We start from the raw sequence: 17035 nt of genomic DNA on the forward strand, positions 1-17035 counted from the left end.
ACACATCCCGCCTGATTGACCCGCTTGCGGCGGGTTGGAAGGCTGTGCGGGGCGCCCCCGCAACGGCGCCCACCGGCGTGCGTCGAGCGCGCCGGGGCAGGAGAGGAGAATGATGTCCGACGGGCAACCACGCCCCAGTGCCGGGACCGGCCAGATCATCGTGTCCGGCTTGACCAAGCAGTACAAGAACGTCCGCGCGGTCGACGATCTGTCGTTCACCGTCGAGCCGGGCCGGGTCACCGGATTCCTCGGCCCGAACGGCGCCGGAAAGACGACCACGCTGCGCATGTTGCTCAACCTGGTCACGCCGACCGCCGGCACGGCCACCATCGGCGGCCACCGGTACGCCGACCTGACCGACCCGCTGCGCACGGTGGGTGCGGTGCTGGAGGCATCGAGCGCGCACAAGGGCCGCACCGGCATCAACCACCTGCGGGTGATCTGCGCGGCGGCCGGGCTGCCGAAGGAGCGGGCGGACGAGGCGCTCGCCCTGGTCGGGCTCTCCCCGGCGGCGAAGCGCAAGTTCAAGGGCTACTCGCTGGGCATGAAGCAGCGACTCGGGATCGCCGCCGCGATGCTCGGCAACCCGCAGGTGCTGATCCTGGACGAGCCGGCGAACGGCCTGGACCCGGAGGGCATCCGCTGGATGCGCGGCTTCCTCAAGGGCCTGGCCACCGAGGGGCGCACGGTGCTGGTCTCCAGCCACCTGCTCTCCGAGATGCAGCTGCTCGCCGACGACGTAGTGATCATCGCGGCCGGCAAGCTGATCCGGCAGGGGCCGGTCGAGCAGGTGATGGGCTCGATGACGCACGGCGCCCGGATCCGGGTGCGCACCCCCCAGGCGGACGAGCTGACCGCGGCGCTGCGCGAGCAGTCCGCCACGGTGGACGCCGACCCGCACGGCGCGCTGCTGGTCAGCGGCGTGGACGCGCCGACCGTGGGCCGGATCGCGCTGGCCGCGAAGGTCGAGCTGCACGAGCTGACCACCGAACGTCCGGACCTCGAAGGGGTCTTCCTGGAGCTGACGGCCGGAAAGGCGGAGATCCGATGACGCTGGTCCGATCCGAACTGCTCAAGATCCGTACCACCAGCACCTGGTGGATCTTCGGGCTGATCAGCCTGCCGCTGTGGGCGCTCGCGCTGGGCTTCAACTGGTTGCAGACCGACGCGCTGGCCAGCGGGAACGTGGGCGACGTGCCGGCCGACAAGGCCGACCAGGTCCAGGCGGTCTCGAGCGCCGACAGCATCGCCGCCAACCTCTACACCAACGGCCAGTTCTTCGGCCTGCTCATCGTGATGCTGCTCGGCATCGTGGTGGTGACCAGCGAGTTCTTCCACCAGACGGTGACCACCACGTTCCTCACCGCGCCGCACCGCACCGCGGTGATGCTGGCCAAGCTGGCCGCCGCCGGCGTGCTGGCGCTGTTCTTCTGGATCGCCACCACGGTGCTCAACCTGATCTTCGCGCCGCTGATCCTGAACGCCACCGACGTCGGCTCGCATCTCGACAGCGGGGCGGTGTGGCGCGCGGTGGCCCTGAACGGGCTGGCCTACCTGCTCTGGTCGGTGCTCGGTGTCGGGCTCGGCGTGCTGATCCGCAGCCAGATCGGCGCGACCGTGACCGGCATCCTGCTCTACCTGGGCGGCACCATCGGCGCGGCCATCGCCATCGGGCTGCTGGCGTCGCGGTTCGGTGACTGGATCAACGAACTCCAGTTGCTGGTGCCGTCGCTGGCCTCCTCGCTGATGGTGAGCGGGGTCGAGATCCCCGGCAACCCGCCGCGCTGGGCGGGCGCCGCGGTGCTGATCGGTTACGCGGTGGTGACCGGCGTGATCGGCGTGCTGACCATCCGGCGGCGCGACATCTCCTGAGCCACCGACCGACCCTGGCCCCGACCGGTGACCCTGCGTCACCGGTCGGGGCCTGGTGCCGTCTAGCAGGAGTCGCCTGCACACGTAGCGTTTGCCGAACTTCTGGCATCTTCTGTGAAACGGGCCACCAGCCGGAGGCGAGAATGCCTGCGGCAATCGCACGGCGTAGCCTGGGATCCGTCCCCTGTGCCGGCGAACCGGGCACGGGGCCCACCGCGTGACATTCACAACCGCGTGAAAGAGGCGATTAGCGGCCGTGTCGACCCAGCAGACATCGCAGGAGAACCCACTGGCGGGTTTCGGCCCGAACGAGTGGATCGTCGAGGACATGTACCAGCGCTACCTCGCCGACCCATCGAGCGTCGACTCGGCCTGGCACGACTTCTTCGCCGACTACCGGCCGGCGCCCGGCGCCGCCGCACCGCGTCCGGAGAAGCCGGCCAAGCCGGCCGCCAGGCCGGAGCCCGCCGAGCAGCAGGAGGCGGTGGCCAGGGTCACCGAGAAGCCGGCTCCCGCCAAGGCCGCGCCGGCCAAGCCGGCCGAGAAGCCCGCCGCCCGGCCGGCGCCGAAGACCGCCGAGGCGGCCCCGGCCAAGAAGGCGGCCCCGGCCAGGCCGGCCGCCAAGGTGCCGGCCGCGAGCACCGCCGGCACCACCCCGCTGCGCGGTGTGGCCGCCAAGATCGTCCAGAACATGGACGCCTCGCTCACCGTGCCGACCGCCACCAGCGTGCGCGCGGTCCCGGCGAAGCTGCTCGTCGACAACCGCATCGTGATCAACAACCACCTGGCCCGGGGCCGCGGCGGCAAGGTCAGCTTCACCCACCTCATCGGCTACGCCATGGTCCGGGCGCTGATCGAGCACCCGGAGATGAACAACTCCTTCACCGAGGTCGACGGCAAGCCGGCGATGCTCCGCCCCGAGCACGTCAACCTGGGCATCGCCATCGACCTGGCCAAGCCGGACGGCTCCCGCAACCTGGTCGTGCCGTCCATCAAGGCCTGCGAGCAGATGGACTTCCGGCAGTTCTGGCAGGCGTACGAGGACGTGGTCCGGCGCGCCCGCCGCAACGAGCTGACCATGGATGACTACTCCGGCACCACCATCTCGCTGACCAACCCGGGCGGCATCGGCACGGTGCACTCGATCCCCCGCCTGATGCGGGGGCAGAGCGCCATCATCGGCGTCGGCGCGATGGAATACCCGGCCCCCTACCAGGGCATGAGCGAGGCCACCCTGGCCGAGAACGCGATCAGCAAGGTCATCACGCTGACCAGCACGTACGACCACCGGATCATCCAGGGCGCCCAGTCCGGCGAGTTCCTCAAGGTGATGCACGAGCTGCTGCTCGGCGAACGCGGCTTCTACGACGAGATCTTCACCTCGCTGCGCATCCCGTACGAGCCGGTGCGCTGGATGCGTGACGTGGCCGTCGACAGCGAAGGCCAGATCAACAAGACCGCGCGGGTGCACGAGCTGATACACGCGTACCGGGTGCGCGGCCACCTGATGGCCGACACCGACCCGCTCGAGTTCGAGATCCGCAAGCACCCCGACCTGGACGTGCTCCAGCACGGGCTGACGCTGTGGGACCTGGACCGGGTCTTCCCGGTCAACGGCTTCGCCGGCAAGCAGCGGATGAAGCTGCGCTCGATCCTCGGTGTGCTGCGCGACTCCTACTGCCGCCGGGTCGGCATCGAGTACATGCACATCCAGGACCCGGAGGAGCGGCGCTGGATCCAGGAGCGGGTCGAGCGCAAGTACGAGAAGCCCGGCTCCGACGAGCAGAAGCACGTGCTCAACCGGCTCAACGCCGCCGAGGCGTTCGAGACGTTCCTGCAGACCAAGTACGTCGGCCAGAAGCGCTTCTCGCTGGAGGGCGGCGAGTCGCTGATCCCGCTGCTCGGCGAGGTGCTGGAGTCCTCCGCCGAGGCCGGGCTGGACGAGGTCGTCATCGGCATGGCCCACCGCGGCCGGCTCAACGTGCTGGCCAACATCGTCGGCAAGCCGTACGAGAAGATCTTCTCCGAGTTCGAGGGGCACCTCGACCCGCGGTCCACGCAGGGCTCGGGCGACGTGAAGTACCACCTCGGCCAGAACGGCAAGTTCACCACCCCGGACGGCGAGCACGCGGTCAAGGTGTCGGTGGTGGCGAACCCGTCACACCTGGAGGCCGTCGACCCGGTGCTGGAGGGCATAGTCCGAGCCAAGCAGGACCGGATCGACCTCAAGCTGGAGGGCTACACCGTGCTGCCGCTGGCGGTGCACGGTGACGCCGCCTTCGCCGGGCAGGGCGTGGTCGCCGAGACGCTCAACCTGTCCCAGCTGCGCGGCTACCGCACCGGCGGCACCGTGCACGTGGTGGTCAACAACCAGGTCGGCTTCACCACCGCCCCGGAATACAGCCGGTCCAGCCTCTACAGCACCGACGTGGCCCGGATGATCCAGGCGCCGATCTTCCACGTCAACGGCGACGACCCGGAGGCGGTCGTCCGGGTGGCCCGGCTCGCGTTCGAATACCGTCAGGCGTTCAACAAGGACGTCGTGATCGACCTGGTCTGCTACCGCCGGCGCGGGCACAACGAGGGCGACGACCCGTCGATGTCCAACCCGCAGATGTACAAGATCATTGATTCGAAGCGGTCGGTCCGGAAGCTCTACACCGAGGAGCTGATCGGGCGCGGTGACATCACCGTGGAGGACGCCGAGGAGCTGCTGCGCGACTACCAGGCCCAGCTCGAACGCGTCTTCAAGGCCACCCGGGACGCCGCCACCACGCCGCGCCAGCTCGGCCGCCCGAAGCGGGAGGACGAGCCGGAGCCGCAGGTCGACACCGCCACCGACGCGTCCGTGGTGAAGGCGATCGGCGAGGCGCACGTCAACCTGCCCGAGGGCTTCACCCCGCACAAGCGGATCCAGCAGCTGCTGGAGCGGCGCCGGAAGATGTCCGTCGAGGGCAACATCGACTGGGGCTTCGGCGAGATCATCGCGCTGGGCGCGCTGCTGCACGACGGCGTGACCGTCCGGCTCGCCGGGCAGGACTCGCGCCGCGGCACGTTCGTCCAGCGACACGCCTCGATCGTCGACGCCCGTACCGGCGACGACTACCTGCCGCTGAAGACGTTCACCGCCGACGGCGAGCGGTCCCGCTTCTTCATCCACGACTCGCTGCTGTCCGAATACGCCGCCATGGGCTTCGAGTACGGCTACTCGGTGGAGAACGTCAACGCGCTGGTCGCCTGGGAGGCCCAGTTCGGTGACTTCGTCAACGGCGCCCAGTCGGTGATCGACGAGTTCATCTCCTCCGGCGAGGTGAAGTGGGGCCAGCGCTCCGCGGTCACCCTGCTGCTGCCGCACGGTCACGAGGGCCAGGGGCCGGACCACACCTCCGGCCGCCCGGAGCGGTTCCTCCAGCTCTGCGCCGAGGACAACATGCGGGTGGCCGTCCCGACCACCCCGGCGAGCTACTTCCACCTGCTGCGCCGCCAGGCGTTGTCGCCCAAGCGCAAGCCGCTTGTGGTGTTCACGCCGAAGTCGCTGCTGCGGCACAAGCTCTGCGTGTCGTCGGTGGAGGACTTCACCACCGGCACCTTCCAGCCCGTGCTGGGCGACATCGGCGCCCCGGCGCCGGAGCAGGTGAAGCGGGTGCTGCTCTGCTCGGGCAAGGTCTACTACGACCTGTTCCAGGCCCGCCAGGAGCGGGACGTCACCGACACCGTGATCCTCCGGATGGAGCAGCTCTACCCGCTGCCGGTGGACGAGGTCCGCGCCGCGCTGGCGCAGTACCCGAACGCGGAGGACTTCGCCTGGGTCCAGGAGGAGCCGGCCAACCAGGGCGCCTGGTCGTTCGTCGCGCTCAACCTGCTGGAGCACCTGCCCGAGGTCCGGCTGCGCCGCATCTCCCGGCCGGCCGCCGCCGCCCCGGCGGTCGGTTCGGCGAAGATGCACGAGGTCGAGCAGAACGCGCTGATCGAGGCGGCTCTTCCCCGCCCGTGACACCGCCGGCAGCGGCCCGTCCCGGCACCGGGGCGGGCCGCTGCCGTACGACGAGAGGACGACCGTGTACTTCACCGACCGTGGCATCGAGGAGCTGGTCGAGCGCCGGGGCGACGAGCAGGTCAGCCTGGAGTGGCTGGCCGAGCGCCTGCGCGACTTCGTCGACCTGAACCCGGAGTTCGAGACCCCCGTCGAGCGGTTCGCCACCTGGCTGGCCCGCCTCGACGACGAGGATGACGAGTGACGGTTCGCGTTTGACTAGTTCCGCTGCGTGACGTCCACTGTTGAGGTATGAACCCCGGGAGCCACAAACCGCCGCAGGACGCGCTGACGGTGCGCCACCTGCGCCTCGGTGTCGGATCGGTCGGCCTCGCGCTGCCCGTCGTGCTGGTGGTCGGCCACATCGCCGCCACCCGGCGACCCACCCTGCTGGACTCGCTCAGCGGCTACTACCACTCCGAGATGCGGGACGTCTTCGTCGGCTCGATGTGCGCCGTCGGCGTCTTCCTGATCGGCTACCGCTACCGCCGGCCGGAGGACCTGTTGGGCACCGTCGCCGGTGTCCTGGCGATCACGGTAGCCCTCTTCCCCACCGCGACCGGCGTGCCGGCCGCCACGGTCGACGGGCTCGACCGCACGGCCGGCCTGGTGCACCAGATCGCGGCCGCCGGCCTCTTCGCCCTGCTCGCGATCTTCTGCCTGGTCCTGTTCGTCCGCCCGGACCCCGCAGGCGTGCCGCCGCGCCGCTCGGCGGTGGTGTTCTACCGGGTGTGCGGCGGGCTGATCGTGCTGGCGATCGCGATCGCGCTGGCCAGCACGCAGCTTCCGGACGACGTCCGCCACACCGTCAAGCCGGTGCTGTGGTGCGAGACGCTCGCCGTGTTCGCCTTCGGCGCGGCCTGGGTGGCGAAGAGCGACGCCCTGCTGCGCGCCGCCGAACCGCTCAACGGCCTCGACGTCACCGAGCCGGACCCCCGCTCTCCCACCCCCGCGTGATCCCCTCCGCGATCTTGCAGTTGCCGCACCGGCGAAGGCCGCTTTTCCGGCATCCGCCGGGCCGCAACCGCAAGATCGACGCGGGCGGGGGTCCGGGTACAAGGACCCGGGCGGGGGTACGGGCGATCTTGTAGCGTGGGGGCGTGGCGCGCAGCGTGTACCTGACCAGCGTGGGCTCGGGCGGAGGGAAGTCGACCCTGGCCCTCGGGCTGGCCGAGCTGCTGTCCCGGCAGGTCGGCCGGATAGCCGCGTTCCGGCCGCTGGTCGCCGGCGACGGCACCGACCCGATCCTGGCCCTGCTCACCGACCGCTACCGGGTGGAGCTGCCGGTCGACGAACTGCACGGCGCGACGTACGCCGAGGCCACCGACCTGGTCGCGAACGGCCGGCGGGAGGAGCTGATCTCGCGGATCGTGGCCCGCTACCGGGAGGTGGAGCGGCGCTGCCCCGCCGTCGTGGTGGTGGGCAGCGACTTCGCCGACGGCGACGGCGCCGGCCCTCGCGAGCTGGCCTTCAACGCCCGCCTCGCGACCGAGTTCGGCAGTGTCGTGGTGCCCGTGGTCGACGGGTTCGGGCAGCCGCCCGAGACGATCGCGGCGGCGATGCGTGGCGCGTACCACGATCTGGCCGACCTCGGCGCGACGGTGGTCGCGGTGGTCGCCAACCGGGTGCCCGAGCCGACGGCGCCGCCCGAGCTGCCGGTCCCCGCGTACGCCATCCCGGAGGTGCCGACCGTGTCGGCGCCGACGGTGGCCGAGGTGGCGGCGGCGCTCGGCGCCACCCGGCTCGCCGGCGACCAGGCCGCGCTGGACCGCGACGTGCTCGACTACGTGGTCGGTGCCGCGCACGTGCCGACCCTGCTCGACCACCTCACCGACGGGGCGCTGGTGATCACCCCCGGCGACCGGGCCGACCTGCTGGTGGCCGCCGGCGCCGCACACGTGGCCGGGCAGGTCTCGCTGGCCGGGCTGGTGCTCACGCTCGGCGAGCAGCCCGACCCGCGGGCCATGCGACTGGTCGAGCGGATGAACACCGGGCTGGCCGTGCTCTCGGTGACCAGCGACAGCTACGACACGGTCGAGGCGTCCAGCCGGATCGAGGGACGCCCCAGCTCGGCCAACCCGCGCAAGGTGGAGGCCGCGCTGGGCGCGTTCGAGCGGTGCGTGGACACCGACGACCTGGCCCGCCGGCTGCGGGTCACCCGCTCCGCGCGGGTCACCCCGCTGATGTTCGAGAACGACCTGATCGACCGAGCCCGGGCCCGACGCCGCCGGCTGGTCCTGCCCGAGGGCACCGAGGAGCGGATCCTGCGCGCGGCGGAGGTGCTGCTACGGCGGGGCGTCGCCGACCTGACCCTGCTCGGCCGGCCGGACGAGATCGCCCGGCGGACCCGGGAGCTGGGTGTCGACGTCGGCGACGCGCAGGTGGTCGACCCGACGACCAGCGAGTGGCGGGACGAGTTCGCCGCCGGGTACGCGAAGCTGCGCGCGCACCGGGGCGTGACCGTGGAGCTGGCACACGACATCGTGGCGCAGCCCAACTACTTCGGCACGATGATGGTGCAGGCCGGTCGCGCCGACGGGATGGTCTCCGGGGCCACCCACACCACGGCCGCCACCATCCGCCCGGCCTTCGAGATCATCCGAACCGTGCCCGGTGTCTCGGTCGCGTCCAGCGTCTTCTTCATGCTGCTCGCCGACCGGGTGCTGGTCTACGGCGACTGCGCGGTCAACCCGGACCCGGACGCCGCCCAACTCGCCGACATCGCCATCTCCTCGGCCGACACCGCGGCCCGGTTCGGCATCGAGCCACGGGTGGCCATGCTGTCCTACTCGACCGGCAGCTCCGGCGCCGGCGCGGACGTGGAGAAGGTCGCGACGGCCACGAAGCTGGTCCGGGAACGCCGGCCGGACCTGCTGGTGGAGGGCCCGATCCAGTACGACGCGGCGATCGACCCGCAGGTCGCGGCCACCAAGCTGCCGGACAGCCCGGTGGCCGGCCGGGCCACCGTGTTCATCTTCCCGGACCTGAACACCGGCAACAACACCTACAAGGCGGTGCAGCGCTCGGCCGGCGCGGTGGCGGTCGGTCCGGTCATGCAGGGCCTGCGCCGGCCGGTCAACGACCTGTCCCGGGGGGCCACCGTGCCGGACATCGTCAACACGGTGGCGATCACCGCCATCCAGGCCGCCACGGAGGCGTCTTAGATGAGCCGCATCCTGGTCCTCAACACCGGATCCTCGTCGGTCAAGTACCGGCTGTACGACGGCGACGACGTCCTCGACAAGGGCACCGTGGAGCGGATCGGTGAGGCGGGCGGCGGGCCGGCCGACCACGAGAGCGCGGTCCGCGAGATCATCGACCGGCTCGACCTCACCGGGCTCGCCGGCGTCGGGCATCGGGTGGTGCACGGCGGGCGGCGGTTCAGCGCCCCGGTGCTGATCGACGACGCGGTCGTCACCGCGATCGAGGAACTGGTCCCGCTCGCCCCGCTGCACAACCCGGCCAACCTGGCCGGCATCCGGGTGGCCCGGGAGGCGCTGCCGGACACCCCGCAGGTGGCGGTCTTCGACACCGCGTTCCACCACACGCTGCCCGAGGCCGCCGCCACCTACGCCATCGACCGGGCCACCGCGGAACGCTACGGCGTGCGCCGCTACGGCTTCCACGGCACCTCGCACGCGTACGTCTCGCGGCGGGCCGCCGAGCTGCTGGACCGGCCGTACGACGACCTGAACACCATCACGCTGCACCTGGGCAACGGGGCGAGCGCGTGCGCGGTGCGGGGTGGCCGCAGCGTCGCCACCTCGATGGGCATGTCCCCGCTGGAAGGGCTGGTGATGGGCACCCGCAGCGGCGACCTCGACCCGGCCGTCATCTTCCACCTGCGCCGCGAGGGCGGGATGGGCGTGGACGAGATCGACGACCTGCTCAACCACCGCAGCGGCCTGCTCGGGCTCACCGGCGTCAACGACATGCGCGAGGTGCTGGCCCGCCGGGACGCCGGCGACCCGGCGGCGGCGTTGGCGTTCGACGTCTACTGCCGCCGGATCACCGGCTACGTGGGCGCGTACTACGCGCTGCTCGGGCGGGTCGACGCGATCGCCTTCACCGCCGGGGTCGGCGAGCACGCCGCGGCGGTCCGGGCCGCGTCGCTGGCCGGCCTGGACCGGCTCGGCATCGCCGTCGACCCGGCCCGCAACGACGGCACGGGCGACCGGGTCGTCTCCCCCGAGGGCGCGGAGGTCACCGTGCTGGTGGTCGGCACCGACGAGGAGCGGGAAATCGCCCGCGAGACCCGCGACGTGCTCGCCTGATCCCCGCCCGGGGCGATGCGGACGGCTCGCCTGGTCCCCGCCCGGCGCGGTGCGGACGGGCTCAGCCCAGCGCGAGCCAGGCGACCAGGGCGACGACGACCACGACGGCCACGCCGACGCCGGCGATCAGCGGCAGCCGGGACGGGGCGGACGACGACGCCGGGGCCGACTCGGGCGCGTCGACGAAGGCACGGAACTGCGCCGTGTTGCCGCTCGGATCGGTGTAGTTCTCAGTCATGCGCGTGACCCTAGCGAAACCGGCCGGGCCCGCGTAGCCCCGCCGGGCCGGTGCCCACGAACCCGGGCGACCCGCTCCGGTGATCCCGCCCGGTCGGTGGAGGCTCCGCCCGGCCGGACGGCGGGCGCGCACGGCCCACTCGGCTGCCTACCGTGCAGGGGTGAGGGGGCAGCGGCTGGTGGCCGCGCTGATGACGGCGCTGCTGGCCGGCTGCGGGCCGGCCGTCGCCACCTCCGACCCGGTCCCGGCGGCCGTCCGCCCCGCGCCCGAGCGCCCGTACGCGGTGGGGATCCTGCAGTTCACCGTCGACCCGGACGGCCCCCGGCCCCTGCCGGTCACCGTCTGGTACCCGGTGGACCTGCCGCCCTCCCCCGGTCCGGCCGCCGACGCCCCCACCGGCTCGGCGCCCACGCCGTCCCCACCCGGTCGGGCCGGACCGGGTCGACCGGCCGTCGCGCCGAGCCCCGCCACGCAGACCGGGCCGACGGTGTGGGCCGGAGCGCCGGTGGCCGCCGGACGTTTCCCGGTGGTCGTCTACAGCCACGGGCTGCGCAGCCTGCCCGCGCTGCACGCGCCGCTGACCAGCCGCTGGGCGGCCGCCGGCCTGGTGGTGGTCGCGCCCACCTATCCGCGTACGAACCGGAGGGCCCGGACCTTCAGCCGCGACGACGTCCGCAACCAACCGGCCGACGCCTGGCGGCTGGTCCGCCACCTCGTCCGCCTCAGCACCCGCGCAGGTGATCCGCTCGGCGCGCACCTGGCCATGGACCGGCTCGCCGCCGCCGGGCACTCGGCGGGCGGCCACACCACCCTCGGCATGTTCGCGTCCGCGCCACCGGTTCCGTTGCGGGCGGGCATCGTGATCGCCGGGGGCCGGTCGGTCGTCGGCCCGGTCCGGCCGCTGGCTCCTGTGCTGTTCGTGCACGGCGCCGCCGACCGGATCGTCCCGCAGTCGATCGGTCGGGCCGCGTACGCCCGCTGTCTCGGGCCGGCCGCCTTCCTCAGCCTGCTCCGGCAGGGACACGGGGAATACCTCACCCCGGGGCGTCCCGGTTTCGCCCAGGTGATCGCCACCACCACCGACTTCCTCCGCTGGACGCTCTACGGCGACCGGGCGGCCCTGCGCCGCCTCCCCGCCGACTCCGCCGCGCCGGACACCACCAGGTTCACCACCCGCGCCTTCCCCACCTGAGGCGTGCTCGCTCGGACGGCGGGTGTCAAGCGGGGCCCCCTCCTATACCGCAGGCGTCAAGAAGGGGCCCGCCTTAAACTCGCCGAGATGGACGAACGGGAGCGGCGGCAACTGGAGGCGATCCGGGACGTCGTCGACCTGGCCGGCGCGGCCGGGATCGAGGTCTGGCTGCGCGGTGGCTGGGCGATGGACTTCCACCTCGGCGCGGTGAGCCGCCCGCACGTCGACGTCGACTGGTACTGCTGGCGGCACGACGCCGACCGGCTGGCCGCCCGGCTCGGCGGGCAGGGCTGGCGCCCGGACCCGCGGATGCCGGCCGCCGAGCAGCTCGACCTGCTCCGCGGCGACGTGGAGCTGAGCTTCGCCTACCTGGACCGGGACCCGGCCGGCCGGGTGGTCGTCGGCGCCGGGCCGTGGGCCGGCACCGCCCTGCCGGACGGGATGCTGACGGCCCCGCCCGGCCGGATCGGGTCGCTCGTGGCGCCGGTGATCAGTGTCACCGCCCAGATCGAGTTCAAGGAGATGTTCCCGGTCTGGATGCCCGAGCGTCCTCGTCGCGCCAAGGACGCGACCGACCTGGCCCGCCTGCGGGCGTCGCGGGCCCACCGTCCGGCGGGCTGACCCGCCCACCGCCCGCACAAGGTGTGAACAAGGGGCCCGCCTCTACCGCACGCGTCAAGAGGGGACCCCTCCCTTAGAATCGCGAGGCACAATCGGGGTCATGCGCCGTCGTTCCGTCGCCCTGGTCACCGCCGCCCTGCTCGGCGCCGGTCTGGCCGGCTGCTCGGAGCCGACCGCCCCGGCCGGGCGGCCCGCTCCCGGCGCCCCACCGCAGGCCACCACGCCCGCCCCGCGGGTACCCGCCGGCAAGGCGCCCACGAAGAGCTTCGCGGTCGGCGTACGCCAGGTGAAGCTGAACCGCGACGGTGACCGGCCGCTGCCGGTGACGCTCTGGTACCCGGCGACGGGCGCGGCCGGCGGCACGGCCGAGCGGTCCGCCCCGGCGGCCACCGGGCGGTTCCCGGTGGTGCTGTTCAGCCACGGCCTGGGCGCCCGGCCGGAGGACTACCGGGTGCTGTTGACCCGCTGGGCGGCCGCCGGGTTCGTGGTCGCCGCGCCGCGCTTCCCGCACACCGGCCGGGGCGGCGACGGCAACCCGCTGGACGTGCTCAACCAGCCGGCCGACGTCTCGTACGTGTTGACCCGGGTGCTCGCGCTCGGCGAGACGGCGGGCGACCCGCTGCGTGGCCGGCTGGATCCGGAGCGGGTGGCCGCGACCGGGCACAGCGCCGGCGGCGTGACCACCATCGGGCTGTTCACCACGGGCCGGGACGAGCGGCTGGACGCCGGGATCGTCTTCGCCGGCACGGCGCTCGGCGTGGGCACCGCGTTCGCCGGCGCCGCCGCGCCGCAGATGTTCGTGCACGGCGAGGCGGACGAGGTGGTGTCGTACGCCGCCGGCAAGGCCGTCTTCGACGCGGTGCCGTGGCCGAAGGCGATGCTCAGCCTGCCGAAGGGCGACCACGGCCGGGCGTTGCTGGGCGACGGCAGGGCGCTGCGGGTGGTCGCCGACACCACTGTCGAGTTCCTCCGCTGGACGCTCTACGGCGACCCGGCGGCGAAGAAGCGACTCCCGGCTGACGCCACCCGTGGCGGCGTCGCCACCCTCGACGACCGGTTGTAAGGCGGGGCCCCCTGTCAACGCCTCTGGTAGCGGAGGGGGCCCCGCTCAACACCTCACGCCGTGTGGTCGACGACCACCTTGCCGAAGACCTCGCCGGAGTGCAGCCGCGCGAACGCCTCCTCGATGCGGCTGAACGGCACCACCCGGTCCACCACCGGGCGGACCCCGTGCTCGGCGCAGAACGCGAGCAGCTCGGCCAGCTCGTCCGGGGTGCCCATGGAGGTGCCGAGGATCTCCAGCTGCATGGCGAAGACGCGACGCAGGTTGACCTTGGGCTCGTGCCCGGCGGTGGCGCCCGAGACCACGATCCGGGCCATCGGGGCGGCCGACTTCAGCGAGTGGTCGAACGTGGCCGCGCCGACCGTCTCGATCACCACGTCGACCCGCTCCGGCAGCCGGGCGCCGGGCTCCAGCGCGGTGGCGCCCAGCTCGGCGATCCGCTCCCGCTTGGCGGCGTCGCGGCTGGTCGCGTACACCCGCTTGCCGAGCGCGACGCCGAGCGCGACCGCCGCGGTGGCCACGCCACCCCCGGCGCCCTGGACCAGCACCGACTCGCCGTCGGCGACCCGGCCGCGGGTGGTGAGCATCCGCCACGCGGTGAGCCAGGCCGTGGGCAGGCACGCCGCGTCGGTCGGCGACAGGCCGTCGGGCAGCGGCAGCAGGTTCATCCGGGGTACGGCGACCAGCTCGGCGAAGGTGCCCGGGAAGCGCTCGGAGAGGATGGAGACCCCGCGCGGATCGCCCGGGGTGGGCACCACCGGGTAGATGACCATCTCGTTGCCGTCCGGGTCGGTGCCGACCGCGTCGCAGCCCAGGATCATCGGGAGCTGGTCGGCGGTCAGGCCCACGCCGCGCAGCGACCAGAGGTCGTGGTGGTTGAGCGAGCTGGCCCGCACCCGCACGGTGACCCAGTCGTCCTGCGGGTGGGTCGGCTCGGGACGGTCGCCGACGGCGAGCGCGGCGAGCGGGTTGTCGACGTCGAAGGCCGAGGCATAGGCAGCACGCATGATCGGCACGGTAACAAGCTGAGCGGCCGTTAAGAAGGGGCCCTTCCTATGCAAAAGGCGATAAGAAGGGCCCCTTCCTTACCCCCTCAGCGGCGGGCGACCCCGTCGCGCCGCGCGGCTTCGGCGACCGCCTCGGCCACCGCGGGGGCGACGCGCGGGTCGAGCGGGGACGGCACGATCGCGTCCGCGGTGAGCGATCCGGCCACCACGCCCGCGATGGCGTCGGCGGCGGCCACCTTCATCGCGTCGGTGATCCGGGTGGCGCCGGCGTCCAGCGCGCCGCGGAACACGCCCGGGAAGGCGAGCACGTTGTTGATCTGGTTCGGGTAGTCGCTGCGCCCGGTGGCGACCACCGCGACGTGCCGGGCGGCCACCTCGGGGTGCACCTCCGGGGTGGGGTTGGCCAGCGCGAAGACGATGCCGCCGGGGGCCATGCCGGCCACCGCCGCCTCGGGGATCTGGCCGCCGGAGACGCCGATCAGCACGTCCGCGTCGCGCAGCGCCTCGGTGATGTCACCCTGGCGGCCCTCCGCGTTGGTGAGGTCGGCCAGTTCGGCCTTGGTGCCGGTGAGCTCGCGGTGCCGGCCGATGATGCCGCGGGAGTCGCACACCACCACCCGGGCCGGGTCGACGCCGCCGGCGATCAGCATCTTGGTGACCGCCACGCCGGCCGCGCCGGCGCCGCTGACCGCCACCCGCAGGTCGCCGAGCTTACGGTTGAGCAGCGTCGCCGCGTTGCGCAGCGCGGCCAGCACCACGATCGCGGTGCCGTGCTGGTCGTCGTGGAAGACCGGGATGGGCAGCGCCTCGTCGAGCCGGCGTTCCACCTCGAAGCAGCGCGGCGCGCTGATGTCCTCCAGGTTGATCCCGCCGAACGAGGGCGCGATCGCCCGGACCGCCGCGACGATCTCGTCCACGTCCTGGGTGTCCAGGCAGACCGGCACCGCGTCCACGCCCGCGAACTGCTTGAACAGCACCGCCTTGCCCTCCATCACGGGCAGCGCGGCACGCGGGCCGATGTTGCCCAGGCCGAGGACGGCGGTGCCGTCGGTGACCACGGCGACGGTGTGCGACACCCAGGTGTAGGTGTCGGCGAGGTCGGGGTCGGCGGCGATCGCCTCGCAGACCCGGGCCACCCCCGGGGTGTACGCGAGGGAGAGGTCCTCCCGGCTGGTCAGCGGCACGGTGGAGGCGACGGCCATCTTGCCGCCGACGTGCAGTCGGAAGACGGGATCGGCGGGGTCCGGGGTGGACGCAGACATGGTGACTCCAGGATCTGTCGAGCAGACGGACCGGCCGGCGCGGTCGGCGGTGGTCAGCGACCGGCGGGGCGGCGGTGCGGGGGTCACCCGGGCACTTTCCGAGCATAGTCACGCACCGGCTCCCAGGATGTGAGCGGGGTCATATCCACGACCACCCCTGCCCGCCCCTGATCCGGCCGGGGCGCGGCCACCAGCGGGCCACCACCCGGCCCTGCACGTCGGCCACCCCGTACGCCCGGGAGTCGTCGGTGACCAGGTCGTTGTCGCCGCGCAGCCACCAGCCGCCGTCGCGCGGCTCGACCGCGCGCTTCACCACCAGCAGGTCGGGCCGGCTGCGGAAGACCGCGATCACCACGTCGCCGGGGCGGACCGGCCGGCCACCGGTGCGGACCAGCACCGCGTCCCCGTGGCGCAGCGTCGGCGACATGGACGGACCGGTGATCAGCACGGGTAGCACGGGTTTCACCTCCCGCCCGCCGGAAAGCATCTCCAGGAGTAATGTCGTCCTGGATCATCGCAAACATCCCGTGGAGGACCCTGATGCGCCTTCCTCGCATCCTCATGCCCAGTACGATCGCCAGTGCCCACTGTGACCTGCCCTGCGGCGTCTACGACCCGGCCCAGGCCCGGATCGAGGCCGAGTCGGTCAAAATGATCTGCGAGAAGTACCAGGCGAACACCGACCCGGAGTTCCGCACCCGCGCCATCCTGATCAAGGAGCAGCGGGCCGACCTGGTCAAGCACCACCTGTGGGTGCTCTGGACCGACTACTTCAAGCCGCAGCACTTCGAGAAGTACCCGCACCTGCACCAGCTCTTCAACGAGGCCACCAAGCTGGCCGGCGCGGCCGGCGCCAAGGGCGGCACCGACCCGGCCAAGGCCGACGAGCTGCTCTCGAAGATCGACGAGATCTCCAAGATCTTCTGGGAGACCAAGCAGGCGTGACCTCGCCCGCCACGGCACCGACGATCCGGCCGGTACGTCCCGAGGACGTGCCGGCCGTCGTCGCCATGGTGCACGAACTCGCCGCGTACGAGCGCGCCCCGGAGCAGTGCCACCTCACCGCCGACCAGCTCCACGCCGCGCTCTTCGGCGGGAACCCGGCGCTGTTCGGGCACGTCGCGGTGGACGCCTCGGACGAGCCGGTGGGCTTCGCGCTCTGGTTCCTCAACTTCTCCACCTGGGCCGGCGTGCACGGCGTCTACCTGGAGGACCTCTACGTCCGGCCGGACGCCCGGGGCACCGGCGCCGGTCGGTTGCTGCTGGCCGCCCTGGCCGCGATCTGTGTCGAGCGCGGCTACCAGCGGCTCGAGTGGTGGATGATCAACTGGAACCCGGCGGCCCGCTTCTACGCCGCGATCGGCGCCACGCCGATGGACGAGTGGACGCCGTACCGGCTGGCCGGGGCCGCTCTGCGCGATCTCGCCGCGCTGTCGACGCCCGCACCCACCCGCCCGGCCACCTGACCGGGTA

Annotated in this window: 16 protein-coding genes; 12 read left to right on the forward strand and 4 right to left on the reverse strand. The window is 72.7% G+C overall.

Going from position 1 to position 17035, the window contains the following annotated elements; genetic code table 11:
• The first annotated feature begins 109 nt into the window (after nucleotides 1-109).
• The 7 genes from ACGFI2_RS19905 to ACGFI2_RS19935 all read left to right on the forward strand — a co-directional run bounded on the left by ACGFI2_RS19905 (nucleotide 110) and on the right by ACGFI2_RS19935 (nucleotide 10179).
• On the forward strand, nucleotides 110-1051 hold the full coding sequence (locus ACGFI2_RS19905; protein ID WP_393518969.1) for an ABC transporter ATP-binding protein: 942 nt from the start codon (nucleotides 110-112) through the stop codon (nucleotides 1049-1051).
• The gene (locus ACGFI2_RS19910; RefSeq protein ID WP_393518972.1) at nucleotides 1048-1872 is read left to right on the forward strand and encodes an ABC transporter permease; all 825 of its coding nucleotides are present in this window, start codon (nucleotides 1048-1050) and stop codon (nucleotides 1870-1872) included. Before ACGFI2_RS19905 ends, ACGFI2_RS19910 begins: the two co-directional genes overlap by 4 nt.
• A gap of 256 nt (nucleotides 1873-2128) precedes the next feature.
• Nucleotides 2129-5866, forward strand: a complete 3738-nt coding sequence (locus ACGFI2_RS19915) for a multifunctional oxoglutarate decarboxylase/oxoglutarate dehydrogenase thiamine pyrophosphate-binding subunit/dihydrolipoyllysine-residue succinyltransferase subunit (protein WP_393518975.1) — start codon at nucleotides 2129-2131, stop codon at nucleotides 5864-5866.
• A 64-nt stretch (nucleotides 5867-5930) separates the two neighbouring features.
• Complete coding sequence (locus ACGFI2_RS19920) at nucleotides 5931-6110, forward strand: DUF6104 family protein (RefSeq protein ID WP_393518978.1); 180 nt, start codon at nucleotides 5931-5933, stop codon at nucleotides 6108-6110.
• A 47-nt stretch (nucleotides 6111-6157) separates the two neighbouring features.
• Entirely contained in the window at nucleotides 6158-6862 is a 705-nt protein-coding gene (locus ACGFI2_RS19925; RefSeq protein WP_393518980.1) for a DUF998 domain-containing protein, read from the forward strand.
• 143 nt (nucleotides 6863-7005) lie between these two features.
• On the forward strand, nucleotides 7006-9069 hold the full coding sequence (pta, locus tag ACGFI2_RS19930; protein WP_393518983.1) for a phosphate acetyltransferase: 2064 nt from the start codon (nucleotides 7006-7008) through the stop codon (nucleotides 9067-9069).
• A complete protein-coding gene (locus ACGFI2_RS19935; protein ID WP_393518986.1) occupies nucleotides 9070-10179 on the forward strand; it encodes an acetate/propionate family kinase in 1110 nt (369 codons plus the stop codon).
• Between the two features lie 61 nt (nucleotides 10180-10240).
• On the opposite strand, the gene ACGFI2_RS19940 is transcribed toward ACGFI2_RS19935, so the two are convergent.
• The gene (locus tag ACGFI2_RS19940; protein WP_393518989.1) at nucleotides 10241-10417 is read right to left on the reverse strand and encodes a hypothetical protein; all 177 of its coding nucleotides are present in this window, start codon (nucleotides 10415-10417) and stop codon (nucleotides 10241-10243) included.
• A 160-nt stretch (nucleotides 10418-10577) separates the two neighbouring features.
• Between ACGFI2_RS19940 and ACGFI2_RS19945 the strand changes: the two genes are divergently transcribed.
• The 3 genes from ACGFI2_RS19945 to ACGFI2_RS19955 all read left to right on the forward strand — a co-directional run bounded on the left by ACGFI2_RS19945 (nucleotide 10578) and on the right by ACGFI2_RS19955 (nucleotide 13293).
• Complete coding sequence (locus ACGFI2_RS19945; RefSeq protein WP_393518992.1) at nucleotides 10578-11609, forward strand: alpha/beta hydrolase; 1032 nt, start codon at nucleotides 10578-10580, stop codon at nucleotides 11607-11609.
• Between the two features lie 87 nt (nucleotides 11610-11696).
• Nucleotides 11697-12230 (forward strand): nucleotidyltransferase domain-containing protein, encoded by a 534-nt coding sequence (locus tag ACGFI2_RS19950; protein WP_393518995.1) that lies wholly within the window; start codon nucleotides 11697-11699, stop codon nucleotides 12228-12230.
• A 100-nt stretch (nucleotides 12231-12330) separates the two neighbouring features.
• Nucleotides 12331-13293 (forward strand): alpha/beta hydrolase family protein, encoded by a 963-nt coding sequence (locus ACGFI2_RS19955; RefSeq protein WP_393518997.1) that lies wholly within the window; start codon nucleotides 12331-12333, stop codon nucleotides 13291-13293.
• A gap of 53 nt (nucleotides 13294-13346) precedes the next feature.
• Here ACGFI2_RS19955 and ACGFI2_RS19960 read toward each other — a convergent pair whose 3' ends face one another.
• From ACGFI2_RS19960 to ACGFI2_RS19970, 3 genes are all read right to left on the reverse strand, one after another.
• Complete coding sequence (locus ACGFI2_RS19960; RefSeq protein WP_393519000.1) at nucleotides 13347-14300, reverse strand: zinc-binding dehydrogenase; 954 nt, start codon at nucleotides 14298-14300, stop codon at nucleotides 13347-13349.
• Nucleotides 14301-14386: 86 nt separating this feature from the next.
• Nucleotides 14387-15562, reverse strand: coding sequence for an NADP-dependent malic enzyme (locus ACGFI2_RS19965; RefSeq protein ID WP_393519003.1), 1176 nt, complete (start codon nucleotides 15560-15562; stop codon nucleotides 14387-14389).
• A gap of 139 nt (nucleotides 15563-15701) precedes the next feature.
• Complete coding sequence (locus ACGFI2_RS19970; protein WP_393519006.1) at nucleotides 15702-16049, reverse strand: S24/S26 family peptidase; 348 nt, start codon at nucleotides 16047-16049, stop codon at nucleotides 15702-15704.
• A gap of 53 nt (nucleotides 16050-16102) precedes the next feature.
• Here ACGFI2_RS19970 and sodN point away from each other — a divergent pair, with 53 nt between their 5' ends.
• The gene (gene sodN / locus ACGFI2_RS19975) at nucleotides 16103-16507 is read left to right on the forward strand and encodes a superoxide dismutase, Ni (protein WP_393519009.1); all 405 of its coding nucleotides are present in this window, start codon (nucleotides 16103-16105) and stop codon (nucleotides 16505-16507) included.
• Nucleotides 16504-17028, forward strand: a complete 525-nt coding sequence (locus tag ACGFI2_RS19980) for a GNAT family N-acetyltransferase (RefSeq protein ID WP_393519011.1) — start codon at nucleotides 16504-16506, stop codon at nucleotides 17026-17028. Before sodN ends, ACGFI2_RS19980 begins: the two co-directional genes overlap by 4 nt.
• The last annotated feature ends 7 nt before the right edge of the window (nucleotides 17029-17035 follow it).

Origin of the sequence: Micromonospora sp. NPDC049282 (assembly GCF_043197045.1) — a bacterium.
In the GTDB taxonomy this organism is placed as follows: Bacteria; Actinomycetota; Actinomycetes; order Mycobacteriales; family Micromonosporaceae; genus Micromonospora.

Excerpts from the sequence above, each read along its gene's own strand:
- ACGFI2_RS19955 (WP_393518997.1), top strand. The coding sequence starts at position 12,331 with ATGCGCCGTCGTTCCGTCGCCCTGGTCACCGCCGCCCTGCTCGGCGCC.
- ACGFI2_RS19925 (WP_393518980.1), top strand. The coding sequence starts at position 6,158 with ATGAACCCCGGGAGCCACAAACCGCCGCAGGACGCGCTGACGGTGCGC.
- sodN (WP_393519009.1), top strand. The coding sequence starts at position 16,103 with ATGCGCCTTCCTCGCATCCTCATGCCCAGTACGATCGCCAGTGCCCAC.
- ACGFI2_RS19940 (WP_393518989.1), bottom strand. The coding sequence starts at position 10,417 with ATGACTGAGAACTACACCGATCCGAGCGGCAACACGGCGCAGTTCCGT.
- ACGFI2_RS19960 (WP_393519000.1), bottom strand. The coding sequence starts at position 14,300 with ATGCGTGCTGCCTATGCCTCGGCCTTCGACGTCGACAACCCGCTCGCC.
- ACGFI2_RS19905 (WP_393518969.1), top strand. The coding sequence starts at position 110 with ATGATGTCCGACGGGCAACCACGCCCCAGTGCCGGGACCGGCCAGATC.
- ACGFI2_RS19910 (WP_393518972.1), top strand. The coding sequence starts at position 1,048 with ATGACGCTGGTCCGATCCGAACTGCTCAAGATCCGTACCACCAGCACC.
- ACGFI2_RS19970 (WP_393519006.1), bottom strand. The coding sequence starts at position 16,049 with ATGCTTTCCGGCGGGCGGGAGGTGAAACCCGTGCTACCCGTGCTGATC.
- ACGFI2_RS19950 (WP_393518995.1), top strand. The coding sequence starts at position 11,697 with ATGGACGAACGGGAGCGGCGGCAACTGGAGGCGATCCGGGACGTCGTC.
- ACGFI2_RS19965 (WP_393519003.1), bottom strand. The coding sequence starts at position 15,562 with ATGTCTGCGTCCACCCCGGACCCCGCCGATCCCGTCTTCCGACTGCAC.
- ACGFI2_RS19935 (WP_393518986.1), top strand. The coding sequence starts at position 9,070 with ATGAGCCGCATCCTGGTCCTCAACACCGGATCCTCGTCGGTCAAGTAC.